Origin of the sequence: Fusicatenibacter sp. (genome assembly GCF_050872605.1) — a bacterium.
Lineage (GTDB): Bacteria > Bacillota > Clostridia > Lachnospirales > Lachnospiraceae > Fusicatenibacter.
The window spans coordinates 1-26,253 of sequence record NZ_JBNMHD010000044.1; the positions used below are offsets into that span (position 1 = coordinate 1).

Annotated in this window: 24 protein-coding genes and 1 pseudogene; 22 read left to right on the top strand and 3 right to left on the bottom strand. The window is 47.4% G+C overall.

The annotated features are described in order from the left end of the window. Nucleotides 1-236 precede the first annotated feature (236 nt). Nucleotides 237-1,802, top strand: a complete 1,566-nt coding sequence (gene rny / locus ACY2VT_RS11975; RefSeq protein ID WP_022463336.1) for a ribonuclease Y — start codon at nt 237-239, stop codon at nt 1,800-1,802. Between the two features lie 124 nt (nt 1,803-1,926). Here rny and ACY2VT_RS11980 read toward each other — a convergent pair whose 3' ends face one another. Continuing rightward, on the bottom strand, nt 1,927-2,757 hold the full coding sequence (locus tag ACY2VT_RS11980; protein WP_461877992.1) for an AraC family transcriptional regulator: 831 nt from the start codon (nt 2,755-2,757) through the stop codon (nt 1,927-1,929). A 187-nt stretch (nt 2,758-2,944) separates the two neighbouring features. Between ACY2VT_RS11980 and ACY2VT_RS11985 the strand changes: the two genes are divergently transcribed. The 3 genes from ACY2VT_RS11985 (at nt 2,945) to xerD (ending at nt 7,350) form a co-directional block, all read left to right on the top strand. Then, entirely contained in the window at nt 2,945-5,527 is a 2,583-nt protein-coding gene (locus tag ACY2VT_RS11985) for a glycoside hydrolase family 3 protein (protein ID WP_461880052.1), read from the top strand. 249 nt (nt 5,528-5,776) lie between these two features. After that, a complete protein-coding gene (locus ACY2VT_RS11990) occupies nt 5,777-6,352 on the top strand; it encodes a stage II sporulation protein M (RefSeq protein WP_461880053.1) in 576 nt (191 codons plus the stop codon). A gap of 116 nt (nt 6,353-6,468) precedes the next feature. Continuing rightward, a complete protein-coding gene (xerD, locus tag ACY2VT_RS11995) occupies nt 6,469-7,350 on the top strand; it encodes a site-specific tyrosine recombinase XerD (protein WP_461880054.1) in 882 nt (293 codons plus the stop codon). Between the two features lie 100 nt (nt 7,351-7,450). On the opposite strand, the gene ACY2VT_RS12000 is transcribed toward xerD, so the two are convergent. Both ACY2VT_RS12000 and ACY2VT_RS12005 read right to left on the bottom strand, forming a co-directional pair. Next, nucleotides 7,451-8,485, bottom strand: coding sequence for a 3-deoxy-7-phosphoheptulonate synthase (locus tag ACY2VT_RS12000; RefSeq protein WP_461880055.1), 1,035 nt, complete (start codon nt 8,483-8,485; stop codon nt 7,451-7,453). 167 nt (nt 8,486-8,652) lie between these two features. Beyond that, nucleotides 8,653-10,014 (bottom strand): oligosaccharide flippase family protein, encoded by a 1,362-nt coding sequence (locus tag ACY2VT_RS12005; RefSeq protein WP_461880056.1) that lies wholly within the window; start codon nt 10,012-10,014, stop codon nt 8,653-8,655. Between the two features lie 158 nt (nt 10,015-10,172). On the opposite strand from ACY2VT_RS12005, the gene ACY2VT_RS12010 reads away from it, so the two are divergent. The 18 genes and pseudogenes from ACY2VT_RS12010 to ACY2VT_RS12095 form a co-directional block, all read left to right on the top strand. Further along, on the top strand, nt 10,173-10,628 hold the full coding sequence (locus tag ACY2VT_RS12010; RefSeq protein ID WP_022463329.1) for an RrF2 family transcriptional regulator: 456 nt from the start codon (nt 10,173-10,175) through the stop codon (nt 10,626-10,628). A gap of 6 nt (nt 10,629-10,634) precedes the next feature. Next, nucleotides 10,635-11,816 (top strand): cysteine desulfurase NifS, encoded by a 1,182-nt coding sequence (gene nifS / locus ACY2VT_RS12015; protein WP_022463328.1) that lies wholly within the window; start codon nt 10,635-10,637, stop codon nt 11,814-11,816. A gap of 107 nt (nt 11,817-11,923) precedes the next feature. Next, nucleotides 11,924-12,361: a Fe-S cluster assembly scaffold protein NifU gene (gene nifU, locus ACY2VT_RS12020; RefSeq protein WP_118699896.1), complete on the top strand. Its 438-nt coding sequence runs from the start codon at nt 11,924-11,926 to the stop codon at nt 12,359-12,361. A gap of 2 nt (nt 12,362-12,363) precedes the next feature. After that, complete coding sequence (gene mnmA / locus ACY2VT_RS12025; RefSeq protein WP_461880057.1) at nt 12,364-13,458, top strand: tRNA 2-thiouridine(34) synthase MnmA; 1,095 nt, start codon at nt 12,364-12,366, stop codon at nt 13,456-13,458. Further along, the gene (locus tag ACY2VT_RS12030) at nt 13,455-14,255 is read left to right on the top strand and encodes a histidinol-phosphatase HisJ family protein (RefSeq protein ID WP_461880058.1); all 801 of its coding nucleotides are present in this window, start codon (nt 13,455-13,457) and stop codon (nt 14,253-14,255) included. Before mnmA ends, ACY2VT_RS12030 begins: the two co-directional genes overlap by 4 nt. A 265-nt stretch (nt 14,256-14,520) precedes the next feature. Then, nucleotides 14,521-15,534 (top strand): type I glyceraldehyde-3-phosphate dehydrogenase, encoded by a 1,014-nt coding sequence (gene gap / locus ACY2VT_RS12035; protein WP_022463324.1) that lies wholly within the window; start codon nt 14,521-14,523, stop codon nt 15,532-15,534. 214 nt (nt 15,535-15,748) lie between these two features. Beyond that, nucleotides 15,749-16,942, top strand: coding sequence for a phosphoglycerate kinase (locus ACY2VT_RS12040; protein WP_461880059.1), 1,194 nt, complete (start codon nt 15,749-15,751; stop codon nt 16,940-16,942). A gap of 33 nt (nt 16,943-16,975) precedes the next feature. Further along, nucleotides 16,976-17,728: a triose-phosphate isomerase gene (tpiA, locus tag ACY2VT_RS12045; RefSeq protein WP_022463322.1), complete on the top strand. Its 753-nt coding sequence runs from the start codon at nt 16,976-16,978 to the stop codon at nt 17,726-17,728. Between the two features lie 658 nt (nt 17,729-18,386). Next, nucleotides 18,387-18,605, top strand: a complete 219-nt coding sequence (locus ACY2VT_RS12050) for a hypothetical protein (protein ID WP_461880060.1) — start codon at nt 18,387-18,389, stop codon at nt 18,603-18,605. 151 nt (nt 18,606-18,756) lie between these two features. Beyond that, entirely contained in the window at nt 18,757-19,350 is a 594-nt protein-coding gene (locus tag ACY2VT_RS12055) for a type IV toxin-antitoxin system AbiEi family antitoxin domain-containing protein (protein ID WP_461880061.1), read from the top strand. Beyond that, nucleotides 19,347-19,721: a nucleotidyl transferase AbiEii/AbiGii toxin family protein gene (locus tag ACY2VT_RS12060; protein WP_461880062.1), complete on the top strand. Its 375-nt coding sequence runs from the start codon at nt 19,347-19,349 to the stop codon at nt 19,719-19,721. Before ACY2VT_RS12055 ends, ACY2VT_RS12060 begins: the two co-directional genes overlap by 4 nt. A gap of 15 nt (nt 19,722-19,736) precedes the next feature. Continuing rightward, nucleotides 19,737-20,033: a hypothetical protein gene (locus tag ACY2VT_RS12065; protein ID WP_461880063.1), complete on the top strand. Its 297-nt coding sequence runs from the start codon at nt 19,737-19,739 to the stop codon at nt 20,031-20,033. 258 nt (nt 20,034-20,291) lie between these two features. Beyond that, nucleotides 20,292-20,699, top strand: coding sequence for a hypothetical protein (locus ACY2VT_RS12070; protein WP_461880064.1), 408 nt, complete (start codon nt 20,292-20,294; stop codon nt 20,697-20,699). Nucleotides 20,700-21,170: 471 nt separating this feature from the next. Then, nucleotides 21,171-21,593, top strand: coding sequence for an isochorismatase family protein (locus tag ACY2VT_RS12075; protein ID WP_461880065.1), 423 nt, complete (start codon nt 21,171-21,173; stop codon nt 21,591-21,593). Nucleotides 21,594-21,804: 211 nt separating this feature from the next. After that, on the top strand, nt 21,805-22,188 hold the full coding sequence (locus ACY2VT_RS12080) for a RidA family protein (protein ID WP_055218381.1): 384 nt from the start codon (nt 21,805-21,807) through the stop codon (nt 22,186-22,188). 15 nt (nt 22,189-22,203) lie between these two features. Continuing rightward, entirely contained in the window at nt 22,204-23,493 is a 1,290-nt protein-coding gene (locus ACY2VT_RS12085; protein WP_461880066.1) for a homoserine dehydrogenase, read from the top strand. Nucleotides 23,494-23,533: 40 nt separating this feature from the next. Next, nucleotides 23,534-25,075 (top strand): 2,3-bisphosphoglycerate-independent phosphoglycerate mutase, encoded by a 1,542-nt coding sequence (gene gpmI, locus ACY2VT_RS12090; RefSeq protein ID WP_461874025.1) that lies wholly within the window; start codon nt 23,534-23,536, stop codon nt 25,073-25,075. Between the two features lie 557 nt (nt 25,076-25,632). Further along, nucleotides 25,633-26,115, top strand: a pseudogene (locus ACY2VT_RS12095) (phosphopyruvate hydratase family protein); the annotation flags it as partial. Nucleotides 26,116-26,253 lie beyond the last annotated feature (138 nt).

The window sequence follows — 26,253 nt, forward strand, 5'->3', positions numbered from 1 at the left end:
GGAAAAAGAAATAGGTAAAACGGTTCCAAACAGAAAAGGGGAAATTTTGTGCATAATGGTTCTGTCTGTGAGAAAAAAGGAAAAGTGAATACAGAAAAGGGGCTACTTATAAATATGCGTTACTAAAAGCGAAATCCCTGTGAATATTTTTAAAACATTGACAAATTTGTGAAAACAGTATAAAATTGTAGTGTTGTAAATGTGCAATGAAAACTAAATAAGGAGGTGCTCCGGTAATGGGTACAGGTATTACAATTCTGCTGGTATTCATTGCTGTAGTAGTCACGCTGCTTATTGCGGTTCCTGTTACCAGGAAAATTGCTGTGGACAATAAAATCAAGCAGGATGCTGAGAAAATTGGCACAGCGGAAGAAAAGGCGAGAAACATCATAGATGAAGCACTGAAAACTGCCGAAACTAAGAAACGGGAAGCCCTGCTGGAGGCGAAGGAGGAGTCTCTTCGTACGAAGAATGAAGTAGAAAAAGAGACCCGAGAGCGCAGAGCGGAACTGCAGAAATATGAGAAGCGCGTTTTATCCAAAGAAGAATCTGTGGACAAAAAAGCGGACGTATTGGAGCGTCGTGAAAACGAAATTGCAGCAAAAGAGGCAAGCGTCAGAAAGAAAGAAAAGGAAGTAGACGGTCTACACGAAAAAGGAGTACAGGAACTGGAAAGAATTTCCGGTTTTACCTCCGAGGAAGCAAAAGAGTATCTGTTAAAATCTGTGGAAGACGAAGTAAAAATCGACACAGCAAAGCTCTACAAAGAGCTGGAGAGCAGAGCAAAAGAGGAAGCAGGCCGTAAGGCAAAAGAGTATGTGGTAACAGCTATTCAGAAATGTGCTGTCGATCACGTATCCGAGAGTACCATCTCCGTGGTACAGCTTCCGAGTGATGAGATGAAAGGCCGCATCATCGGCCGTGAAGGACGAAACATCCGTACACTCGAAACCATGACAGGCGTTGACCTGATCATCGACGATACACCGGAAGCAGTCGTTCTTTCCTCATTCGATCCGATCCGCCGTGAGGTGGCAAGAATTGCTCTGGAAAAACTGATCGTAGACGGAAGAATCCATCCGGCCCGCATCGAAGAGATGGTAGAAAAGGCCCGCAAAGAAGTAGAACAGAATATCCGCGAGGAAGGCGAGGCAGCCGCACTGGAAGTCGGTGTACACGGACTTCATCCGGAGCTGATCCGTCTCCTTGGAAGAATGAAATTCCGTTCCAGCTACGGACAGAATGCATTAAAGCATTCCATCGAAGTAGCACAGCTTTCCGGTCTCCTCGCAGGAGAGGTAGGATGCGATGTCCGCATGGCAAAACGTGCCGGACTGCTTCATGATATCGGCAAATCCATCGACCATGAGGTAGAAGGATCTCACATTCAGATCGGTGCAGATCTCTGCAAAAAGTACAAAGAATCTCAGATTGTGATCAACACAGTAGAATCACATCACGGGGATGTAGAGCCCCAGTCTCTGATTGCATGTATCGTTCAGGCGGCGGATGCAATTTCCGCAGCAAGACCGGGTGCAAGAAGAGAAACACTCGAAACATATACCAACAGATTAAAACAGTTGGAAGACATCACGAATTCGTTCAAGGGTGTCGAAAAATCTTTTGCTATTCAGGCTGGTAGAGAAGTCCGCATCATGGTTGTTCCTGAGCAGGTATCCGATTCTGAAATGGTACTGCTCGCAAGGGATATCTCGAAACAGATCGAAGCTGAACTGGAATACCCGGGACAGATCAAGGTCAATGTTATCCGCGAGAGCCGTGTAACGGATTACGCGAAATAAAAGACTTTCTACGAAACAATTTAATAACGAAATCAAAAAGAGGCTGTGGACATGAGAAATCGTGTTCCACAGCCTTTTCAGTATGTATCAGTTTTGAAAAAGATCCGGTAATAAAGGAGGATCTCTATACGTGGCGTATGCGGTTCGAGCGCATTTTCTGCGGCGTGGAGCCGTATAGCTTTTTGAAAGTCCGCATGAAGATTTTGTAATTGGACAGTCCGTTTTTCTCCATCAGCACCGTGATCGTTTCGTCCGAATTTTGTAAATCTTCGTACAGATGCATGGTACGCACATCGTTCAGATATTCGAGAAAAGTCTGCCCGGTATACTTTTTAAAGAGACGGCAGAAATACTCCTTCGAGAGCGCCAGGGAATCCGCGGCTGTTTCGAGGCTTAACGGTTCCGGGTAATGCACTTTCACCCAGTTCATAACGTGTGTCACGCGCTGCAGATCGCGCTGTGAACCCGTGAGGGATGCCGAAGGGATCTGGTGGGAATACGACCGGCAGAGATGGTACAGAAATTCGTACAGTCGTGAGGTAAAGAGAAGCTGGTATGAATCGGAAGGATTCTGCCGGATCTCGTTCATCTCCGAGAGCAGTGCGCGGAGCGGAGCCGACTGTTCCGAGCAGGGAATGATCGTGTCGAAACGCATCGTATCAAAGTCCGGCAGATACTGGCGCATCTGGCTTGCGGAAATCTGCAGCAGAAGATATGTACAGGTGTTGGAGCGCGTCATATGGAGGTCGCCGGAGTTGATGATAATCAGATCGCCCTCGTTTAACTGATACTCCGTTGCCTGGACAATCGCAGAAAACTGTCCCCTGATCAGATAGAGAATTTCCACATATTCGTGCCAGTGCGCCGGAAAAACAAAAGCGGGCGCATCCTGCAGCTCAAAACGGACGTGCAGCAGATCGGTTTCGTGTATTGTTTCGTAAAAGCAGGATTCCATAAGTACCTCCAAGATGTGATAGAAATATACGTCAATTATAATCAAAAAAGATAAGAATATTGTACCAGAAATTGGGCGAAATATCAATATCAACCAGAGAAAGGACAAGAAAGGAACTAGAAATTACACGAAAAAGGGAAGATAATGGAGACATTAGCACGAAACAGAGTTTGGGAGGAACAAAGACATGAAAGCAAAGGTAAGAACCTTTAACGGAACTACATCTCCGGAAGTAACCCAGCGTGAAACAGATCACCGCAAACTTGCCCGCGAGGCAGCAGCAGAGGGATTCGTTCTTCTGGAAAACAAAGATCATTTCCTGCCGCTGGCAAAGGGCAGCAAGGTAGGTCTTTACGGAGCAGGTGCGATCCGCACCATCAAAGGAGGCACCGGGTCCGGCGATGTCAATGAGCGTGACAGCGTCAATATTTTCCAGGGCATGAAAAATGCAGGCTACGACGTAACAAGCAGTGAATGGCTGGAGGATTACGATAAACTCTACGTACAGGCAAGACTGGACTGGAAAAATGAGATTTTCACAAAATTGAACGGAGACGACACAAAATTCTTTGATGCTTACTCTGCAACCCCGTTCTTTATGCCATCCGGAAACCCGATCGATGAAGAGAAAGCAGCAGCCGACGGTGCAGACACCGCATTCTTCGTTCTGGCACGTATCGCAGGAGAGAACAAAGACCGTTTTGATACGGAGGGTGACTACTTCATCTCCAAAGAAGAGAAAGCTATTCTGGCACAGGTTTCCAGATGCTATAAAAACGTTGTTCTTGTTATCAACACCGGCGGCCTGATGGATCTGGCATTCGTAGAAGAATTTGACAATATCCGCTCTATTTTACAGTACGTACAGGCAGGCCAGGAAGGCGGAAATGCATTTGCTGATGTTGTAAGCGGCGATGTAACCCCATCCGGAAAAATGGCAGATACCTGGGCAAAAGATTACTATGATTATCCGGGTGCAGAGGTTTACAGCTACAAGAGCGGCGACCTCATGAAAGAAAAATACGAAGAGGGTATCTTCGTTGGATACCGTTACTTCGATACCTTTGAAGTACCAGTCCGTTACTCCTTCGGTTATGGTATGTCCTACACCGATTTCGAGATCAGAACCGATGACATCAAAGTAAGCGGCCGCGGCATGATGAATCCGAAAGTAAGCGTGACTGTTACCGTCACCAACACCGGCGATACTTATGCAGGAAAAGAAGTTGTACAGATCTACGCTTCCTGCCCACAGGGCAGACTGGTGAAAGAGTTCCGCCGTCTGGCAGGCTTTGGAAAAACAAAACTGCTGGCTCCGAAGGAATCCCAGACGATGACCATCACCTTCCCGCTGTATCAGCTGACTTCCTATGAGGAGGAAAGCGCATCCTGGATTCTGGAGCCGGGCATGTACGGTATCTGGGTTGGAAACGATCTGAATACTTCCGTTCTCTCCGGCGCTCTGGAACTGGATGAGAAGGCAGTTATGACAGCATGCGAGAATATCTGCCCGCTGAAAGAGGAATTAAACGAGATTTCCCCTGATGCAGAAAAAGTACAGGCAAGAGAAGCTGCATGGCAGAACGAAGTAAGAGAAAAGAGAATGAGCGTGATCGAGCTCAAAGCATCTGAGATCCCGACCGAGAAAGTAGATTACCAGCCGGTACCGGAAGAGCTTCCGGGAAAAGCAGGAAAGATCGTAGATTCTCTCTCCGTAGATCAGCTTGCACTCCTTGCAACCGGCGATCCGGGAAGAGCACAGGGAAATGCCCTCGGATCAGCAGGAATCTCCGTTCCAGGCGCAGCAGCAGAGACTTCTCCGTGTGCATCCGAAGAGCCGTGGAATGTAACCACCATTGCTCTGGTCGACGGACCTGCAGGTCTTCGTCTGAAAAAAGAGTATCAGGTAGATAACGGTGAAATCGTAGCAAGTGATTTCCTGGCTGCCCTGGAAGGCGGTTTCTTCAGTGAGTCGCAGGAAAAACGCGGAACAACCTATTATCAGTTCTGTACCGCAATCCCGGTCGGAACACTTCTGGCACAGAGCTGGGATGTAGAACTGATCAAGAGAGTCGGCGAGATGATCGGCCATGAGATGGAGCTGTTCAATGTAACACTGTGGCTGGCACCTGGCATGAACATCCACAGAAATCCGCTCTGCGGAAGAAACTTCGAGTATTATTCCGAGGATCCGCTGCTGGCCGGCATGATGGCAGGCGCAATGACACTTGGTGTACAGAAAGTACCGGGCTGCGGAACCACGATCAAACACTTCGCATGCAACAACCAGGAGGACAACCGTATGGGTTCCGATTCCATCCTGTCCGAGCGTGCGCTGCGTGAGATCTATCTGAAAGGCTTCGAGATCGCAGTCAAAGATGCACAGCCGATGTCCATCATGACATCCTACAACCTGATCAACGGCGTACACGCTGCAAACTGCTACGATACCTGCACCAAAGCAGCAAGAGACGAGTGGGGATTCGCAGGTGCGATCATGACCGACTGGACCACCACAAATGTACAGATTCAGGGCGAGTGCACCGCAGCAGGCTGCATGAGAGCCGGAAACGACATGGTAATGCCAGGTCTGCCGGAGGATCATGAGAATATCAAGAAAGAGCTTGCCGACGGAACACTGACCATGGCAGAGCTGAAACGCTGCATCTACAACACAGTAAACATTATCCTGCAGTCCAACATGTACGAGGGTGCTGTGAGCTACCTTGACCAGTTTGATGATCTGGATACCTACCTTACTGTAAAATAAAAAATAAGCAAAAAAGCATGATGTGATACAAACATCTTATGGGGAAATACAAATATCAGGGTTTGAAATTGACAGAATTTCCGGTGCGTGAGACATTGGGGGGACCCTGAAAAACAAAAAGAAGTGTCATTCGCGGATGGGGGTCCGCGGATCCGGCACTTCTTTTTACGTGGAGGCCTTCACACATATCACCCGGGGACCTCGCATACACTGACAGTAAGGCAGAAAAAGAGGGGGCGGAAGAAACGAATGGGAGAACGGGACGAGAACGCATATATCCGCTTTTTTGCCCTCTGGTTTGCGGCCGGCATGGCCATTGGTGTCCTGCTTCTGCTTGCGGCATCCCGCACGGGAATGAAAGAGGGGAATACCGTCCGCCTCTTCCAGGCGGAAGCGTTTCTTGGAAGAAAGACATCCGCAAAGGCCTGCTTTTCCTATCTTCTGAAGGTACGGCTGGCGCCGGCAGCGGCGGGGCTTCTCTTTGGCCTTACCGCGCTCGGTGCGTATTTTTCTGCGGCTGCCGTATTGGCGTATGGTTTTCTGTGCGGCGTTTTTCTCTCGGCCGCCTATCTGCAGAACGGCATCGCTGGCCTTCTGTTCTTTTTCCTCGCCCTCTTTCCGCAGATCTTTCTCTACCTTGCCGCACTGTTTCTGATGGCGGCCGCATGCAGCCAGATGGCAGAGACGAATCACCTGGCCGGAGGCATGCAGAAAAAAGAGTATTTCCGCTTCGGTGTCCGTTACTTTTTTGCACTGATTCTGCTCCTATGGGGCATTCTGCTCGAAAGCTACATCAACCCGTGGTTCCTTTCAAAAATCCTGTAAGACGGACAGGAAAAGGGAATTGCATTTTCAAAGAAACGTGTATATAATAGAAAAGCGCTGTTACCATCTGCGGGACAGCAAAAAGGGAGAGAAAAAGAAACAAAAGGAAAAAAGCTATGCAGGAAACGATACAGTCGTTCATGGACTATCTACAGACAGAAAAGAAAGCATCGAAAAATACAGAAGCTTCCTACCAGCGCGATCTTCGAAAGCTGGCAGCTTTTTTGAAAGAACACGGAATCGAAAAACCGGAGCAGATCAATGCGACGGTTTTAAATTCCTATTTATTATATCTGGAGCGGGAGCAGTTCTCCCCGGCGACCATCTCACGCAGCATTGCGGCGATCCACATGTTCTGCCAGTATGCCTGCCGGGAGGGAAAAATGGAATCCGACCCGTCGAAGGCGCTGCAGCCGCCGAAAGTGGAAAGGAAAATGCCGGAGATCCTCTCGATCGCAGAGGTCGATCTGCTGCTCCGCCAGCCAAAAACCGACACACCAAAAGGCATCCGCGATAAGGCAATGCTGGAAATGCTTTATGCGACCGGCATCCGCGTCAGCGAGCTGATCCATTTAAAAATCCAGGATGTGAACCTGATGATGGGCTACATTACCTGCCGCGATGAGCAGGAGCGGATTGTGCCGTTCGGCGGACCAGCAAAAAAAGCACTGGAGCAGTACCTGGGCGGTGCGCGCGCAGCCCTGATGCACGGCCTGGAGGACGATGTCCTGTTCGTCAACTGCTCCGGAGGCCCGATGAGCCGCCAGGGCTTCTGGAAAATCCTGAAATGTTACGCAAAATCCGCAGGCATCACCGCAGACATTACGCCGCATACCCTGCGCCATTCGTTCGCGACCCATCTGCTGCAGAATGGTGCGGACTTAAAGAGCGTCCAGGAAATGATGGGACATGCCGATATCTCGACAACGCAGATGTATCTCCATCTTGGGGTCAATAAGATCCGCGATGTGTATCAGAAAGCGCATCCGAGAAAGTAAAAGGTGGAACAGAAAAGTAAAACGATAGAAAAACCTCCGCCGCAGACTGGTGAAAAACTGCAGCGAAGGTTTTTTGATGTTTTTAGGGTGTTGAGAAAATTTAGCACTCCTCAGCAATATCGTAAATCAGTCGTTCGGTCTGATCCCATCCAAGACACGGGTCGGTAATGGATTTTCCGTAAACATGGGTTCCGCATCCGATTTTCTGATTGCCAGGCTCCAGATAGCTCTCGATCATAACACCTTTTACGAGACTTTCGATATCCTTGCTGCATCGTCTTGTGTGCAGAACGTCTTTGACGATACGGATCTGCTGCTCGTATTTCTTTCCGGAGTTGGAATGGTTGGCATCGATGATGGTAGCCGGGTTTACGAGATGTGTTTCATTATATTTCTCCAGCAGAAGCTGAATGTCCTCGTAGTGGTAGTTCGGCACGGAGTTGCCGTGCTTGTTGGTCGCACCGCGGAGAATGGTGTGCGCCAGCGGATTTCCACTTGTCTTTACCTCCCAGGTACGGTAAATAAAGGAGTGGGAGCCCTGTGCGGCAATGACGGAGTTGATCATAACAGAAAGATCACCGCTGGTCGGGTTTTTCATGCCGGCCGGAATGTCGATGCCGGAAACAGTCAGACGGTGCTCCTGGTTTTCTACGGAACGTGCGCCGACCGCAACATAGGAGAGAATGTCGGACAGATAACTCCAGTTGGACGGATACAGCATTTCGTCTGCAGAAGTCAGATCAGTTTCTTCTACTACACGCATATGCATTTTACGCATGGCGATCAGGCCGTGCAGCAGGTCCGGCTTTCCTTCCGGATCCGGCTGATGAACGATACCTTTGTAGCCTTCACCTGTGGTACGCGGTTTGTTGGTATAGACACGCGGGATGATGATCAGTTTGTCGGATACTTTGTCAGCGACTTTTGCCAGACGGTGACTATATTCCAGAACAGCGTCTTCGTTGTCTGCGGAGCAAGGTCCTACGATAACAAGAAATTTATCGGAATCCCCGGTAAAGACTTTTGCGATTTCAGCGTCACGCTGTTTTTTGATTTCGGTTGCGCGGGCGCTTAAGGGATATTGTTCCCGGATCTCTGTTGGGGTGGGAAGTTTTCTTACAAATTCAAGGCTCATTTTCGTTCTCCTTTATCTTAGATGCACTTCTTTTCTAGCTGCGGACAGAGGAGCGTTCTTGTGTGCCCCGTCGCAAACTATCTATAAATTATAATACATAACGCGAAGATTGTCGATATTTTTTCGGCGAAAATTCAGTTTCTCTTAAAAAAGATAGAAAAAAGGTATCAATGAACAGCAAATCCGTTTGCAGATTCCCGATGCAGGAACAAAAGTGCCATTGTCATAATGGTAAGTTCACTTGCAAGAATACCATAGAGATAGCCACGGATGCCGAAAACCGGGACGAGGAAAAGAATTGCAAGAATACGAATTACATCTCCGGCAAGGTTCTGGAAAAAAACGAGAGAAGTTTTTCCAAGGCCGTTTAAAATGCTTCCAAGTGTCGTTTCCAGATAGAGAAAAGGACTTAAAAATGAAAGGATACGCAGAAAAACGCCGACTTCTTCGTTTTGAAAAAGGAAACGTCCAAGCCACGGACCGAAAAAGAAAAAGGCAAAAACAGCGGAAGTGCCAAGCAGCACACAGAAAGAAATTGTATAACGGATCGTGTCTGATATCTGCTTCGGCGTACCGTCGGCCTGCTGCTTTGCTACGCCGGGCAGAAGCATGACGGACACCGCGTGGGTGATGGCAGATGGAAAAAAGATCATCGGAAGTGCCATACCGGTGAGAATGCCATACTGCGAGAGCGCTGCTTTCCGGGAAAGACCGGAGGTGACCAGACAGCCGGGGAGCAGAGCACTTTCAATACTGTGGAGGACATTCAGAAGAATACGGTTCAGCGTAAGCGGAAGATTCAAAACGGCAAGCTCTCGGAAGGCATCGTACCAGAGTGTCTTTTCTTTGAAAAAAACAGAAATCGGGCGGTGTTTCTGAGGAGACCTGCAGTGAGAGACGGACAGGCAGGCCATCAGAAAGAGACACGAAAAGAGTTCGCCGGCGGCAGTACCGAATGCAGCGACAGCGGCAGAGGGGAGGCTTGTGGAAAGACAGAAAAGCCAGGCAAGGTAGGAAGCGCCCATGCGCACGAACTGTTCCAAAAGCTGGCAAAAAGAAGGCAGTGCCGTCTGATTCTGGCCAAGATACCATGCCGAGAGACAGTTGTGGATCCCGGAGGGGAGAATGCCGAGTGATAAAATCCGGAGGAGCAGAATCGTCCGCGGCTCAAAAAGAAGCCGTGTTCCAATAAAATCCGCGCTGAAAAAGAGAAAGACGGAGGCGGAGAAGGAAAGTATCACTACAATGCCGCATCCGGCCGCCAGACAGATCTTTGCACGTCTGGAATCCTTTTTGGCAAGATACGATGCCACAAAGCGCGAGAGCACCGTCTGCATGCCGCCTGCGCCAAGGGAGAGCATCAGTGCGTAGAGTGGTGTGGCGAGCTGGTAGATACCAAAGGCCTCCGCACCGATCCGGCGCGACAGGAATATTCTATAGAGAAATCCAAGAATTCTGCAGATGATCCCGGACGCGGTCAGGATCAGTGTGCCAAGAAGAAGCGTGTTCTTTCTTGTGATTTTCAGCATGGGATAGACTCCTTTCACGGCATTGCGCAGATAGTCTAAAATATGCGAAAAAACTCCTTGACAGAACCCCGTGATCGGTGCTATTCTGAGTGAGAAATAAATCCGATTAAAACTGTCGGAATTGGAAAACGACAGCACAGGAAAAAGGAGAACCAGGAATGAAATTATCGACCAAAGGAAGATATGGTCTGCGTGCCATGATCGATCTGGCGAGTCACGAAGAAGAGGGTGCAGTGTCCATTGCCAGCATTTCAGAACGCCAGAATATCTCAGAGAGCTATCTGGAGCAGCTGGTGCGTCCGCTTCGAAAAGCCGGATTCATTGAGAGTGTGCGGGGAGCAGGCGGTGGTTATGTACTTGCAAAACCGGCAGATTCCATTTCGGTAGGAGATGTTCTCCGTGTGCTGGAGGGCGGACTCGAGGCAGTCACGTGCTCGGTCAATGAAGGCCTGGGCGGCTGCGATGCGGCCGATTTCTGCGTCACGCGTTTTGTGTGGCAGAGGATCAATGAGGGAATTACGAACGCTGTGGATTCCATCAGCCTCGGAGAGCTGGTTCAGCAGAGCCGGCAATTAGAGAAAAACAGAAACAGCGATAGAAATGACAAGGAGTGAACAACAATGATTTATCTGGACAATGCGGCAACAACAAAAACAGCCCCGGAAGTTGTCGAGGCTATGCTTCCTTATTTCAGCGAGTACTACGGAAATCCATCCAGTATTTATGCGATTGCAGGAAAAAGCAAAGAAGCCATCACCAAAGGAAGAGAGCAGATCGCAAACGTGCTCGGCGCAAAACCGGAGGAAATTTATTTTACAGCCGGCGGCAGCGAGTCCGATAACTGGGCGTTAAAAGCTACCTTTGAAGCATATAAAAATAAAGGAAACCACATCATCACCACAAAAATCGAGCATCATGCGATTCTTCACACCTGTGAGTATCTGGAAAAAGAGCGCGGTGCGAAAATTACCTACATCGGCGTCGATGAGAACGGCGTTGTCAATCTGGATGAACTTGAAGCAGCCATCACACCGGAGACTATTCTGATTTCCGTTATGGCGGCAAACAACGAAATCGGAACGATCCAGCCGATCAAAGAAATCGGAAGAATCGCAAAAGAACACAATATTTTATTCCACACAGATGCCGTACAGGCATTCGGTCAGATCCCGATCAATGTGGATGAATGCAATATCGATATGCTCAGCTCCAGCGGTCATAAGATCAACGGACCAAAAGGAATCGGCTTCCTCTACATCCGAAAGGGTGTGAAAATCCGTTCTTTCGTACACGGCGGTGCGCAGGAAAGAAAACGCCGTGCCGGAACAGAAAATGTACCGGGCATCGTAGGATACGGAGTTGCGGCAGAGCGCGCGGCAAGAACCATGGCAGAGCGTACTGCAAAAGAAATCGAAGTACGTGATTATCTGATCAACCGTATTTTGACCGAGATTCCGAACTGTCGTCTGAACGGAGATCCGGTGAAACGTCTGCCGAATAACTGTAACATCAGTTTTGAATTCATCGAGGGCGAGTCCCTTCTGATCATGCTGGATATGAAAGGTATCTGCGCATCCAGCGGTTCCGCATGTACTTCCGGATCTCTTGATCCGTCCCATGTACTGCTGGCTATCGGACTGCCGCACGAAAAAGCACACGGATCCTTACGTCTTACCTTAAGTGAAGAGATCACAAAAGAGGACGTTGATTTCGTTGTAGAGCAGATCAAAGCAATCGTAGACCGTCTGCGCAGCATGTCCCCGCTGTATGAGGATTACATCAAAAAACAGCAGGGTAAATAAGCTTTAGAAAATAAGACAGTCCATCCACAAAGCCGGTACAGAAAAATTCAGGTAAAAGCTGTGCCGGAGGAGGACTGCTTTGAAATAGTTCAGGAGGAAGAATAACAATGTACAGTGAAAAAGTAATGGATCATTTCCAGCATCCGAGAAATGTAGGAGAAATTGAGAACGCAAGCGGTGTAGGCACCGTTGGAAATGCAAAATGCGGCGATATCATGAGAATGTATCTCGACATCGACGACAACGGCATCATTCAGGACTGCAAATTTAAAACCTTCGGCTGCGGCGCTGCTGTTGCAACCAGCAGTATGGCAACCGAGCTGGTAAAAGGAAAAACCATTCAGGAAGCTCTGGAAGTAACCAACAAAGCCGTTATGGAAGCACTCGACGGACTTCCGCCGGTCAAAGTTCACTGTTCTCTGCTTGCAGAAGAAGCAATCCACGCTGCACTCTGGGATTACGCAGAGAAACACGGCATCAAGATCGAAGGTCTTGCAAAACCGAAGTCTGATATCAGCGAGGGCGAGGAAGAGGAAGAATACTAAGTATGGGAAAAAAGAAAGTAGTCGTTGGAATGTCCGGCGGCGTAGATTCCTCGGTGGCAGCGTATCTGCTGAAAAAAGCGGGATACGATGTCATCGGGGTGACCATGCAGATCTGGCAGGATGAGGCCGAGACAGTCCAGGAGGAAAACGGGGGCTGTTGCGGCCTTTCTGCTGTTGATGATGCAAGGCGCGTGGCGCAGGTACTGGACATTCCCTATTATGTCATGAACTTTAAAAAAGAGTTCCGCAAGAACGTCATGGACTATTTCACGAACGAATATCTCTGCGGCAGAACACCGAACCCGTGTATCGCCTGCAACCGCTACGTGAAATGGGAAGCACTGCTGCAGCGGAGTCTTTCGATCGGAGCGGACTACATTGCAACCGGTCATTACGCAAGAATTGAACAGCTTGCCAATGGACGGTATGCGATTGCAAATTCGGTAACAGCGGCAAAAGACCAGACGTATGCGCTGTACAACCTGACCCAGGAGCAGCTTTCGCATACGCTGATGCCGGTCGGAGATTACACGAAAGACCAGATCCGTGAAATCGCGGCCGAAATCGGTCTTCCGGTGGCAAAAAAGAAGGATTCCCAGGAAATCTGTTTCGTGCCGGATCAGGACTACGCTTCCTTTATCCAGAACGAGACGGGAATCGTGGCACCGAAAGGCAATTTCGTGAATACAAAGGGTGAAATCCTCGGCACCCATGAGGGCATTACCCATTACACCGTAGGACAGCGCCGCGGACTCGGCCTTCCGATGGGACACCGCGTGTTCGTACTGGAAATCCGTCCGGAGACGAACGAGGTTGTGGTCGGCGAAAATGAAGAGGTTTTCGCAAAAGTAGTAAAAGCAGACAAAGTAAACTATATGGCAATTCCGCCGCTGGAACTTGGAGAAGAGCTCTCCTGCACCGCAAAAATCCGGTACGGCCACAAAGGCTCCCCGTGCGTGATCAAACGGACCGGGGAAGATGAAATTACCTGTACCTTCCCGGACGGCGTGCGTGCTCCGACACCGGGACAGGCTGTTGTCTTCTACGTGGACGGCTGCGTCGGCGGAGGCGGAACGATTACGGAGGCCGAAAGATGAAAATAGCGGACTGTCATATGCACAGTTTCTTTTCGAGTGACAGCGAAGCACCAACAGAAGAAATGGTAAAACGGGCAGTCGAGCTGGGACTTCCGGCAATCTGCCTGACGGATCATTACGATATGGATTACAGTACCGGCGAGTTTCAGCTCGATACGCCGGCATATGCGGCAAAAATCCGGGAACTGCAGAAAAAATACCGCGACAGAATCGACATCCGATTTGGCGTGGAACTGGGACTGCAGTTCCACTTAAAAGAACGGATGGAAGAGTACGTGAATGCGTGGCCGTTCGACTATGTGATCGGTTCCATGCATGTCATTGACGGGAAAGATCCCTATTATGAGGATGCTTTCCCGGGCTGGACAGCAGAAGAGCTGTACCGGGCGTATTTTCAGGCTACAGCAGAAAATATCCGGTTCTTCCACAATTTCCAGACGCTTGGTCATCTGGATTATGTGGTACGCTACTGCAGAGAAAAGGGAAAAGATTACAGCTACCGCGCATTTGCGGACGAGATCGATACCATTTTAAAAGAGCTGATTCAGTACGATATCGCGCTGGAAATCAACACCGGCGGCTACAAGGCAGGCCTTGGCGTGCCGAATCCGACGCCGGATGTTATCAGAAGATACCGGGAACTGGGCGGCGAAAAGATCACCTTCGGTGCCGATGCCCACAAACCGGAACATATAGCGTTTCATTTCGCGGACGCGGCAGCCATCGCGCAGGAAGCCGGATTCCGGTACTACGTGCGGTTTAAAGAGAAGAAGCCGGAATATCTGCCGATCCAATAGAAAACGCGCAGGAAAAGCCGGAAAAAAGCCCCAGAAAGGCTGGATTCCGGCTTTTCCTGCAATAGACGGATCTTTCGGAATTTTGCAGAAATACGGATCGGCATCCGGCCTCTTCACAAATTTTAGAAATAATTTCGTATTTTCTTGAAAATAGAACTTGAATTTTCCGACGAAATTAGGTATTATACAGATAAGGTTGATGTTTCTTTAACAAAGTACAGAGACTCAAAATTAAAATTCACTTTTTTAGGAGGAATTGAAAATCATGGCAGTAAAAGTAGCAATCAATGGTTTTGGCCGTATCGGACGTCTTGCATTCAGACAGATGTTTGGAGCAGAAGGTTATGAAGTAGTAGCAATCAACGATTTAACATCCCCGAAGATGTTAGCTCATCTGTTAAAATATGACTCTTCTCAGGGAAAATATGCTCTGGCTGATACCGTAACATCCGATGAAGATTCCATCACAGTAGATGGCAAAAACATCAAAATCTATGCTTTCCCGGATGCTAACAACTGCCCATGGGGAGAGCTTGGCGTAGACGTAGTTCTGGAGTGCTCCGGATTCTACACCTCCAAAGCAAAAGCTCAGGCACACATCAATGCAGGCGCTCGTAAAGTAGTTATCTCCGCTCCGGCTGGTAACGACCTTCCGACCATCGTTTACAATGTAAACCATGAGACCCTGACAGCAGACGACAACATCATCTCCGCTGCATCCTGCACCACAAACTGCCTTGCACCTATGGCAAAAGCTCTGAACGAACTGGCTCCGATCAAATCCGGTATCATGGTTACTATCCATGCTTACACTGGAGATCAGATGACTCTGGACGGACCGCAGAGAAAAGGCGATCTGAGAAGATCCCGTGCAGCTGCAGTTAACATCGTTCCAAACAGCACCGGTGCTGCAAAAGCAATCGGCCTTGTTATTCCGGAACTGAACGGCAAACTGATCGGTTCTGCACAGCGTGTTCCAACCCCAACCGGTTCTACCACAATCCTTACAGCAGTTGTAGAAGGAACTGTAACTGTTGACGAGATCAACGCAAAAATGAAAGCATCTGCAACCGAGTCCTTCGGATACAACACAGATGAAATCGTATCCAGCGATATCGTTGGTATGAGATATGGTTCTCTGTTCGATGCAACTCAGACCATGGTTCTTCCGCTGGACAACGGAACAACAGAGGTACAGGTTGTTTCTTGGTATGATAACGAGAACTCCTACACAAGCCAGATGGTTCGTACCATCAAATACTTCAGCGAGTTAGCATAATTTAACAAACTGAACGGCAAAATTTCAGAGCCCAAAGGGTCCGGTCTGTTAAGGACCGGGCCCTTTTTGCGAATGCGGCGGAAAAATACGGCATAAAAACAGCCCTTTTCCGTGTGCAAAAATTATAAACTGCATTTTTAAATAAGGACCGCGATGCCGCAAAAACAAAGAAACGGCGCGGCAGATGCAGTTGGATATATGGAGGGAAACGCCCATGTTAAACAAAAAAACCGTAGATGATATCAACGTAAAAGGAAAAAGAGTCCTTGTAAGATGCGACTTCAACGTTCCGCTGATCGATGGAAAAATCACAGATGAGAACCGTCTGGTAGCTGCTCTTCCGACGATCAAAAAACTGATCGCTGACGGCGGAAAAGTAATTCTCTGCTCTCATCTTGGAAAACCGAAAGGAGAACCAAAACCAGAGCTTTCTCTTGCACCGGTTGCAGTTCGCCTTTCCGAGCTTCTCGGACAGGAAGTTAAATTTGCAGCAGATCCTGAGGTTGTAGGACCGAACGCAAAAGCAGCTGTTGAGGCTATGAAAGACGGAGATGTAATCCTTCTGGAGAACACCCGTTATCGTGCAGAAGAGACCAAAAACGGTGAGGAGTTCAGCAAAGAACTGGCTTCCCTGTGTGACGTATTCGTAAACGATGCATTCGGAACCGCACACCGTGCTCATTGCTCCAATGTTGGTGTTACCAAATATGTTGACACTGCTGTTGTTGGTTACCTGATGGAGAAAGAGATCGCATTTCTTGGAAATGCTGTCAACAATCCGGAGCGTCCGTTTGTTGCTATCCTTGGCGGATCCAAAGTATCCAGCAAGATTTCTGTTATCGACAACCTGATCGATAAAGTTGATGTCCTGATCATCGGTGGTGGTATGGCTTATACCTTCGCAAAAGCAGCAGGCGGCACCGTTGGTGATTCTCTGCTTGAGATGGATTATCTGGATTATGCAAACAAAATGAAAGAAAAAGCAGCAGCAAATGGCGTGAAACTGCTTCTTCCGGTAGACAATGTTGTTGCAGATGCATTCTCAAACGACGCAAATACACAGGTTGTTCCGGCCGGACAGATTCCGGATGGCTGGGAAGGTCTGGATATCGGACCGGAAACTGCAAAACTGTTCGCTGATGCCGTTAAAACTGCTAAAACCGTTGTATGGAACGGACCGATGGGATGCTTCGAGATGCCGAATTTTGCAGCAGGAACCAAAGCAGTTGCAGCAGCACTGGCTGAGACTGATGCGGTTACCATCATCGGCGGCGGAGATTCCGCAGCAGCTGTAAACCAGCTTGGATATGGCGATAAGATGACTCATATCTCCACTGGCGGCGGCGCTTCCCTGGAGTTCCTGGAAGGAAAAGAACTGCCGGGCGTTGCAGCAGCAAACGATAAATAAGATTTAATTCAAAATTAAGGAGATCAAACGATCATGGCAAGAAAGAAAATTATCGCCGGAAACTGGAAAATGAACATGACTCCGAGCGAGGCAGTAGAGTTAGTTAATACATTAAAACCACTGGTAGCAAATGACGACGTTGACGTTGTTTTCTGCGTACCGGCTATCGACATCATCCCGGTTGTAGAGGCTGCAAAAGGCTCCAACATCCAGATCGGTGCTGAGAATATGTATTTCGAGGAGAAAGGTGCTTTCACAGGCGAAATCTCCCCGGCTATGCTGACAGACGCTGGCGTGAAATATGTTGTACTTGGCCACTCTGAGAGAAGAGAATACTTTGCAGAGACCAGCGAGACCGTAAACAAAAAAATGCTGAAAGCTTTCGAGCACGGCATTACCCCGATCATGTGCTGCGGAGAAACTCTGGAGCAGAGAGAGCAGGGTGTAACGATGGATTTCATCCGTCAGCAGGTAAAGGTTGGATTCCTGAATGTAACAGCAGATCAGGCAAAAACAGCCGTTATCGCTTACGAGCCAATCTGGGCAATCGGAACCGGCAAAACTGCTACAACCGAGCAGGCTGAGGAAGTTTGCAAAGGCATCCGCGAGTGCATCGCTGAAATCTATGATGATGCAACAGCAGCAGCTATCCGTATCCAGTACGGCGGCTCTGTAAACGCAAAAACCGCACCGGAACTGTTCGCACAGGAGAACATCGACGGCGGTCTGGTAGGCGGAGCATCCCTGAAACCAGATTTCGGAGCTATCGTAAACTACAATAAATAATTGATTTTTGTGCAAAATCAATAAATAAAACAGGCTAAACGCCACCAAACACGATGAAATTTGGCAAAAATGCCGAAGGAAAAGTGTTTGGTGGCGTTTTGATGTTTTTTAAGTATCACTTTTTGGAAAATGATTTTTCATTTTCGGTGACATAGAGGGCCGCCCTATACGGATCATATTCAAAATTCTTGACGTTCCCTTTGTGTTGATGCTGACCCTGCTTGTGGTCGTGCTCTCGTTCCTGCTGAGGCTTTCTGCCGGCTTGCTCTCCATCCTAGCGCCTGTGCTGGGGTTGATGAATGTCCTATACTGTTTGTGGAGAAAGACATTTCCACGGAGATTGCGGGGCTTCATCAATAGCTGAGTTCTGCTCACGGTGGTCAGAACTCGAGCGGATTTGGGGCACCCAACAAGCATTTTCACAGCGCGGAAATTGCAAGTGTCAATAAACTTGCCTTGCTTGCCGTTAGTGCATCCCATGGAAAAACAGAGGCAACACAGTTTCTTACGCTTCCTCCGTTTCACAGTTGAGATTGCAAGACGACGCTGATAAAATGTGTTTGAACATTCGTCTTAGGACAATTTGTCCCAAAGTTTTTTTGAATTCTTTGTAAGATTTCTTCATCTACGGAGTCTGATTATGCCGTAACCGGTTCAGTTGGGATCAGTTCATCAGAGTTACAGCGCTGATCTGATCGTGGGAACTGGAAGCATTGCCAAAGACAATGAAAAAGGTACTACCATCACCAAAGCCGGAAGCGTAGCAATAGGAAATACGATCCCGATCGGCATCTTAATGACTCTGGCGGCAGGAGCTTTCGGTGTGCTGGAAGAAACAGTCCGTAGAAAAAACGCCAGTAATGCGGTGTTAATTTAAGAAATATGGAAACAAGGAATGGTATGGCTTAAATGGCTATATCGTTCTTTGCTTTTTTATTTAATCATGCGTTAGAAATTCCTTGAAATCCGACAACTACACATTAGTTTTACACAAATTAATGTGTGATTGTCAAAGTGAGGTGAAAAACATGAATATTAAGGAGAAAATCGAAGAACTGCGGGAAGCGTCGGAGGACGGCACGATTACCGCAGCGCAAGTAACGGAAGCCGGACTACACCGCAGCGTTTTACAGGAGTTTGTTAAGAACGGCGAGATATACCGCTTCGGGCGTGGCCTGTATGTGTGGAGTGACGTATGGGAGGATGATTTCTACCTCTTGCAGCGCAAGTATGGGCGCGGGATTTATTCGCACGATACTGCTTTATATCTGCTGGGCTATTCGGATCGTACCCCGGCAAAATATACGATGACTTTTCCAAAAGGATACAATGCTCCGTCTTTGAAACAGGAAAATTTAATTGTCAAGCGCGTTGTGCCGGAAAACTATGAACTCGGCAGAATTGAAATGAAATCCCCCTCCGGCAATCCAATTCGTGTTTACAATTTGGAAAAGACGTTGTGTGACATCCTGCGCGGCAGCGGCAGTGATATACAGATTGTCGGAGAAGCTATGAAACGCTATGCAGCGTCCAAGGATAAGAACATTCACAGACTGATGCAGTACGCAGACCAGCTTCGCGTGAAGCCCAAGGTGCTACGATACATGGAGGTTTTACTATGATTACAAAGAATCCGATGCAATTGAAAGCTTTTATCAAGAATAAAGCGGCAGAAAAGCTTGAAACTGTGTTGGCCCGCAATATTGCGAATACCCGTCCAAGGGATTATTACGACGTACATATTCTGTACGCGCTGCGCGGTGCGGAATGCGACAAAACGACGTTGCGACGCGCGCTGGAACGGACGACGCAGAAACGCGGTAGCAGCATGATCCTGACAGACTATGCGGCGATTATAAGAGAGATCCGCGAAAGCGATACGCTTCGTAAGCAGTGGGAGAAATACAGTCGAGAGTATGAGTACGCAAAGGACATTTCCTTTGAAGATACCTGTAATACTATTCAGACGATTATGGACGCAATCATGGCGTAAACGAGAAGGTGTAATATGTCTGGCAGATTATATCAAATTAATCCAATATGTCCGCAGTGTAAAGAAGAGCATATGTGGTGGAATGTTCGTCTTACAGATGAGGAACAGAAAAAATTAGATCATCATACAGAGGTGCATAAGGCTGAGTCGGAGTTATACTCATTATTATCTGAGCCGGCAATTATTATAACAAGAAAATTAAAGTGTGGTGAGTGTGGAGTAGAATTTGAAGCGAGGGTCGGCATTTGGAAAGAAATGGAGGTTGGATGGCATCATCCAGACTTTGTGGATGTCGGAACGCATATGCTTTGATATGAAAATAAGGGTGATAAGATTAAAAATCAGGTTTTTCACCCTTGTTTTTGTAAGAGGAAAGTTTGAAAGAGAAAATTATCCTTGCAAATTTCATCATGAATTCACTAAACTTTGACGAGGAGCAAACGAAAATCTGAAAGCAATGTTGGGGCGGCCTGCTCAATAAGATTGAAGCATAAAAATAGAAAGTGGTAAGGAAAAGTTATTCTTGAATAGAAAAATTGGGCACATTGTTGTTTTGTAAAGGAGGGACACATGAAAAAGAAAAAATGGCTAATGGTAGTTAGTCTATTGATTGCGGTGGTAATTGCTATATCATTAGTTACCTTTACGGGAAAAAGACCTTATAAAGATTTGAAAACATCGGATATTGTTTCTGCCACAGTTCTTTTAGGACCACCCGATAAAACAGTAGAAATTGTGGAAATAAAGGAATTTGTTGCGCTTCTTAAAGATGTTGTTATCTATAATGCAGATGATTCTTATATGGACTATGCAGGTCAAACAGTTACTTTTACGCTTGAAATGGCAGATGGAACTACAGAGAAAATAACAGTTTGTAATCCCTTTGTAATAATAAATGGAACAGGATACAAAACTAAATATGAGCCTTGTGAACGGCTAGCTCACTATGCCAATGAATTATTAAGTAGATATGAGTAAATTCAAGTTTGTCAAAACGGGTAAGCTATAAAAAATATAATATTTTTAGTCATTGAAAGAGAGATATTGATCAATATGTGTCAATGTCTCTTTTTCATAGAAAAAAGAGATTGTCCAGAAGTTAGGATATACAGCTGTAGTATTATCAAGTGATCTTGATATTTGCTATCCCTAGTGGCGTCAAAACTATGTGGGGAAAGGAAATGATTTATCATTATAGATAATTGGATGCGTCTATTGTTACGGTTAAACAGTTGAAGAAGCTGATGAAGCAGTTGAGTCGTTTAAAGAAAATTGGTACAATACAGTTAAGTATTTGATGACATAATATATGGTTTACATGTTTGCTATATCATCTTTTCGGATTTTATGTGAAAGTAAGCTTCGAGTGGTTTAAAGATTATTGGACTTTTTACGTGGATAGGGGCGTTTTTCGTCCGTTAAGCCCAATAAATAATCAACACTCGTATTATGAAAGTTCTTTATGTTCAGCACGATGATGGGCCGGGTACTGGATTTTCTATCGGGGACGATGAGTTTGAGGTCTATTCTGAGTTTCGGCCGACGCCCACTGAAAAACGATTCGTCAAGACTGCATGCAGTGCATGCAGAAAAGAGAGTGGTCTGCTGGAGTATCTGACAGCCAAGGGTGAAAAAGATGTGATGGTCTGCGGCATCATGACTGACTTCTGTATCAATGCTACCGTAGAGGCCGGTTTTGAACATGGACTGCATATGATTGTTCCTGCCTATGCAAATTCCACGCAGGACAATGCGCACATGACCGGGGAGCAGAGCTACCATTACTATAATGAGTTTCTCTGGCCGGAACGCTATGCAGACTGCGTATCTATGGACAGGGCATTGGAGTTACTCAACGGAAAAGTATCATAATTTAGGGCGGGTATTTAAAAATCTGCGAACGAACAGGCATATCTTGGAGCCGGAATTCTGCTTGTGTCCGGGAGCGGCTTTTTCGCACTTGCGGACATCTCCCACATGTGATATGATGGGAACGACAAAATGTGTCGGCAAAACCGCATGATATAGGAAAAAACGCGGCGAATCGGACGGCGCGAAAGAAAGCATAAAGGAGAATAAGATTATGGCAAGAGAAATCATTAATACAGAAAAAGCACCGGCAGCAATCGGACCTTATGTACAGGCAGTCGCAGACAACGGCCTTTTATTTATTTCCGGACAGCTTGGCTTTGATGTAGAGCATGGCAGCGTGATCCCGGAAACCGTAGAAGAGCAGGCAACCCTCTCTTTAAAGAATCTGGACGCAATCATGACAGCAGCAGGAACTGACCGCACGAAAGTGATGAAAACAACCATTTTCCTGACCGATATGAACGATTTTGCCAAGGTAAATGAAGTATACGGTGCTTTCTTTGGCGAGTCCAAACCGGCTCGTTCCTGTGTAGCAGTTGCTGCTCTTCCGAAAGCAGCAAAAGTAGAAATTGAATGCATCGTATCCCTGAAATAAGAGGGAGAGACGAGTATGGCAGAGGAAAGAGTAATTAAAATCGGAATGCTGGGTCTTGGTACTGTCGGTACCGGTGTGTACAAAGTGCTGAAAAGCCAGCAGGAGGAAATGCTTCCGAAGCTGGGAGCACGTGTAGAGCTGAAAAAAATTCTCGTGCGCAATGTGGAAAAAGCAGCTGCAAAGGTTGATGATCCGTCGATCATTACCACGAACTTTGAGGACATTGCCAATGACCCGGAGATCGAGATTGTTGTTGAGGTTATGGGTGGAAAACAGCCGGCTATGAACTACATTCTTGCCTGCCTGGATGCAGGAAAGAATGTTGTAACGGCAAACAAAGACCTGGTGGCATCCGAGGGCAAAAAAATCCTTGCGGCAGCAAAGAGAAACGGAAAAGATTTTCTCTATGAGGCATCCGTGGCGGGAGGAATTCCGATCATCCGTCCGGTGAAACAATGCCTTGCTGCAAACCATATCACAGAGCTGATGGGTATTTTCAACGGTACCACAAATTTTATTCTGACAAAAATGTCGCAGGAAGGCATGGAGTTTGGCGATGCACTCCGTCTGGCGCAGGACATGGGCTATGCGGAAGCAGACCCGACCGCAGATGTGGAAGGTCTTGATGCCGGTCGCAAGGTGGCAATCCTTGCTTCAGCAGCATTCAATTCCAGGGTGACATTTGAAGACGTTTACACCGAAGGCATTACCAAAATCACGGCGACCGATATCCAGTACGCCAAAGAGATGGGATGCACGATCAAGCTGCTCGGTGTGGCAAAAGATACTCCGGAAGGAATCGAAGCCCGTGTTCATCCGATGCTGATCGACAGCAATCATCCGCTTGCAACCGTCAATGATTCCTACAATGCCGTATTCCTGACAGGCGATGCGGTACAGGATACGATGTTTTACGGACGAGGCGCCGGAGAGCTTCCGACTGCGAGTGCTGTTGTGGGTGATGTTTTCGATGTCGTGCGCAATATTTTATGGAACTGCTGCGGCAGAATCGGCTGTACATGCTACCGGGAATGCCCGATCAAGCGTGTCGGCGAAATCAAGTCGAAATATTTTGTGCGCATGCAGATTGAAAATCGATATGGAACGCTGGCATCGGTAGCTTCTGTCTTTGGAAACAACAAGGTTTCGATTGCACAGATGCTTCAGAAGCGTGTCAATGGAAAATATGCCGAGATCGTCGTCATTACGGACGAGGTCAAAGAGCGCCATTTTGAGGATGCCATGCAGATTTTAGGCGGAATGTCGATGATCCAGGAGATTTCCTCGACAATCCGGGTATATTAATTGAAACAGAAATAAAACTTAAAAAAGAAAGGAATTCACCATGAGTAAAAAACCAACCGTATTAATGATTCTTGACGGATATGGACTGAATGACAAATGCGAGCATAACGCTGTCTGCGAAGCAAAAACTCCGATTATGGACCAGCTGATGAGCCAGTGCCCGTACGTAAAAGGACAGGCCAGCGGACTTGCTGTAGGTCTTCCGGACGGACAGATGGGTAACTCTGAGGTAGGCCACCTGAACATGGGCGCAGGCCGCGTTGTATACCAGGAGCTGACCAGAATCACCAAAGCAATCCAGGACGGCGATTTCTTCGAGAACGAAGAGCTGGTAAAGGCTGTTGAAAATGCAAAAGCAAACAATTCCGCACTGCATATGTTCGGACTTCTCTCTGACGGCGGTGTTCACAGCCACATCACCCACGTATTCGGACTTCTGGAGCTGGCAAAACGTAAGGGTCTCGAGAAAGTTTATGTACACTGCTTCCTGGATGGCCGTGACACTCCTCCGGCATCCGGAAAATCCTATGTTGAGCAGCTGCAGGCAAAAATGGATGAGATCGGTGTCGGTGAAATCGGCGTGATCTCCGGCCGTTACTATGCAATGGACCGTGATAACCGCTGGGATCGTGTCGAGCTGGCTTACAAAGCGCTGACAAAAGGCGAAGGCGTAGAGGGAACCAACGCAGCAGAGGCTGTTCAGGCTTCCTACGACGATGGAAAAACAGATGAGTTCGTTCTGCCGACCGTTCTGAAAAAAGACGGAAAACCGGTTGCAACGATTCAGGATAAAGATTCTGTGATTTTCTTCAACTTCCGCCCGGACCGTGCAAGAGAGCTGACAAGAGCATTCTGTGCAGATGAGTTCACCGGATTTGAGAGAGAAAAACGTCTGGATCTGACCTACGTATGCTTCACGGAATACGATGAGACTATCCCGAACAAATCCGTTGCATTCAAAAAAGAAGAGATCACCAACACCTTCGGTGAGTATCTGGCAGCACATAACATGACGCAGGCTCGTATCGCCGAGACCGAGAAATATGCACACGTAACCTTCTTCTTCAACGGCGGCGTTGAGGAGCCAAATAAAGGTGAGGACAGAATCCTTGTGAAATCCCCGAAGGTTGCTACTTATGACCTGAAACCGGAGATGAGTGCTTACGAAGTATGCGACAAGCTGACGGATGCCATCCGTTCCCAGAAATACGATGTCATCATCATCAACTTTGCAAATCCGGATATGGTTGGCCATACCGGCGTTGAGAGCGCAGCAATCCAGGCAGTTGAGGCTGTTGATGAGTGCGTAGGCAAAGCAGTTGAAGCATTAAAAGAGGTTGACGGACAGATGTTCATCTGTGCGGACCACGGAAATGCAGAGCAGCTTGTAGATTACGAGACCGGCGAGCCATACACCGCTCATACCACCAATCCGGTTCCGTTCATTCTGGTTAATGCAGATCCATCCTACACGTTAAGAGAGGGCGGATGCCTGGCAGACATCGCACCGACCCTGATCGAGCTGATGGGAATGGAGCAGCCAAAAGAAATGACAGGAAAATCCCTGCTGATTAAAAAATAAAGAAGCCTTGTGAAAAATCCCTGCAGGATTCGTTTTAGAACGATGAATGCAGGGATTTTTGAATATAATAGTCTGAAAATAAAAATAATTACACAACAAGAGACAGAATAGAAAATAAAAATAAAGAAAAAATCAAAATAAACTATTGACAAATAAGAAGAAAACTGATATAGTAAAGTCAACAAAAGAAAACGGAAGAAAAAAACAGAAAGAGAGGACGGACCACCGAGAACATAACGAATTACCTCATAAACTAAGAAAGCGAAGGTATGGACCCAAGAAAACGTAACGAAGTACCCCAAAGCGAAACAAAAGAACAAAAATAAAAAAGAAAGGATTCAGTCCAATGCACAGTTCTAACTTATGAAAGCCATCCGAAAATGGAAAAATCGGATGGCTTTCATATTGCGTTTTTTTATGTTTGAAAAGAATAAGGACTGGAAAAAAGAGGTTTCGACAGAGAGAGCAACATATTTTTCCCATAGCATGGTCATACTGTGAACGCAGAGAAGAAACTTGGTTACTGTTCACTTTGCAGCAAAACAGGAGGGAAAACTATGTTTCGATATTTACCAATCCGAAGCGTGACAGGAAGAGAAATCCTGGATTCGCGCGGGAATCCGACCGTGGAGGTGGAAGTGGCTGTCGGAGAGGGCATTCTCGGGCTGGAAGGCCATATGGGGCGTGCCCAGGTGCCGTCCGGGGCATCGACAGGAAAATTTGAGGCACTGGAAAAAAGAGATCAGGAAGTGCGTTATCTGGGGCAGGGCGTGAGAAAGGCCGTAGAAGCGGTCAATACCGTGCTGGCCGATGCCGTTGTCGGCGAGAATGCGCTCGAGCAGGAGCGGATCGACCATATCCTGTGCCAGGCAGACGGAACCGAAACGAAAGAAAACCTCGGGGCAAACGCCATTCTCGGTGTCTCACTTGCTGTGGCGCGCGCGGCGGCAAATGCGCTTCATCTGCCGCTGTACCAGTACCTGGGCGGTTGCCACACAAGTCGTATGCCTGTGCCGATGATGAATATTTTAAACGGCGGTGCTTGTGTTATTATAATGACACAAGGCAGAACCCCTTATAATACAAGGGCTCTAGCGATTTAGTCCTAAATAAATTTCGTAACCAATCAACGAATTTATGAAGGAAAGGCCTCTCTTTTATAAATAACACAGTACAGA

Coding starts and splice junctions, on each gene's coding strand:
- ACY2VT_RS12010 (WP_022463329.1), top strand. CDS start 10,173: ATGAAATTATCGACCAAAGGAAGATATGGTCTGCGTGCCATGATCGAT.
- tpiA (WP_022463322.1), top strand. CDS start 16,976: ATGGCAAGAAAGAAAATTATCGCCGGAAACTGGAAAATGAACATGACT.
- nifU (WP_118699896.1), top strand. CDS start 11,924: ATGTACAGTGAAAAAGTAATGGATCATTTCCAGCATCCGAGAAATGTA.
- ACY2VT_RS11985 (WP_461880052.1), top strand. CDS start 2,945: ATGAAAGCAAAGGTAAGAACCTTTAACGGAACTACATCTCCGGAAGTA.
- ACY2VT_RS12075 (WP_461880065.1), top strand. CDS start 21,171: ATGAAAGTTCTTTATGTTCAGCACGATGATGGGCCGGGTACTGGATTT.
- ACY2VT_RS12070 (WP_461880064.1), top strand. CDS start 20,292: ATGAAAAAGAAAAAATGGCTAATGGTAGTTAGTCTATTGATTGCGGTG.
- ACY2VT_RS12085 (WP_461880066.1), top strand. CDS start 22,204: ATGGCAGAGGAAAGAGTAATTAAAATCGGAATGCTGGGTCTTGGTACT.
- ACY2VT_RS12060 (WP_461880062.1), top strand. CDS start 19,347: ATGATTACAAAGAATCCGATGCAATTGAAAGCTTTTATCAAGAATAAA.
- ACY2VT_RS12080 (WP_055218381.1), top strand. CDS start 21,805: ATGGCAAGAGAAATCATTAATACAGAAAAAGCACCGGCAGCAATCGGA.
- gpmI (WP_461874025.1), top strand. CDS start 23,534: ATGAGTAAAAAACCAACCGTATTAATGATTCTTGACGGATATGGACTG.
- ACY2VT_RS12005 (WP_461880056.1), bottom strand. CDS start 10,014: ATGCTGAAAATCACAAGAAAGAACACGCTTCTTCTTGGCACACTGATC.
- ACY2VT_RS12040 (WP_461880059.1), top strand. CDS start 15,749: ATGTTAAACAAAAAAACCGTAGATGATATCAACGTAAAAGGAAAAAGA.
- gap (WP_022463324.1), top strand. CDS start 14,521: ATGGCAGTAAAAGTAGCAATCAATGGTTTTGGCCGTATCGGACGTCTT.
- ACY2VT_RS11990 (WP_461880053.1), top strand. CDS start 5,777: ATGGGAGAACGGGACGAGAACGCATATATCCGCTTTTTTGCCCTCTGG.
- ACY2VT_RS12065 (WP_461880063.1), top strand. CDS start 19,737: ATGTCTGGCAGATTATATCAAATTAATCCAATATGTCCGCAGTGTAAA.
- ACY2VT_RS12030 (WP_461880058.1), top strand. CDS start 13,455: ATGAAAATAGCGGACTGTCATATGCACAGTTTCTTTTCGAGTGACAGC.
- xerD (WP_461880054.1), top strand. CDS start 6,469: ATGCAGGAAACGATACAGTCGTTCATGGACTATCTACAGACAGAAAAG.
- ACY2VT_RS11980 (WP_461877992.1), bottom strand. CDS start 2,757: ATGGAATCCTGCTTTTACGAAACAATACACGAAACCGATCTGCTGCAC.
- nifS (WP_022463328.1), top strand. CDS start 10,635: ATGATTTATCTGGACAATGCGGCAACAACAAAAACAGCCCCGGAAGTT.
- ACY2VT_RS12055 (WP_461880061.1), top strand. CDS start 18,757: ATGAATATTAAGGAGAAAATCGAAGAACTGCGGGAAGCGTCGGAGGAC.
- ACY2VT_RS12000 (WP_461880055.1), bottom strand. CDS start 8,485: ATGAGCCTTGAATTTGTAAGAAAACTTCCCACCCCAACAGAGATCCGG.
- mnmA (WP_461880057.1), top strand. CDS start 12,364: ATGGGAAAAAAGAAAGTAGTCGTTGGAATGTCCGGCGGCGTAGATTCC.
- rny (WP_022463336.1), top strand. CDS start 237: ATGGGTACAGGTATTACAATTCTGCTGGTATTCATTGCTGTAGTAGTC.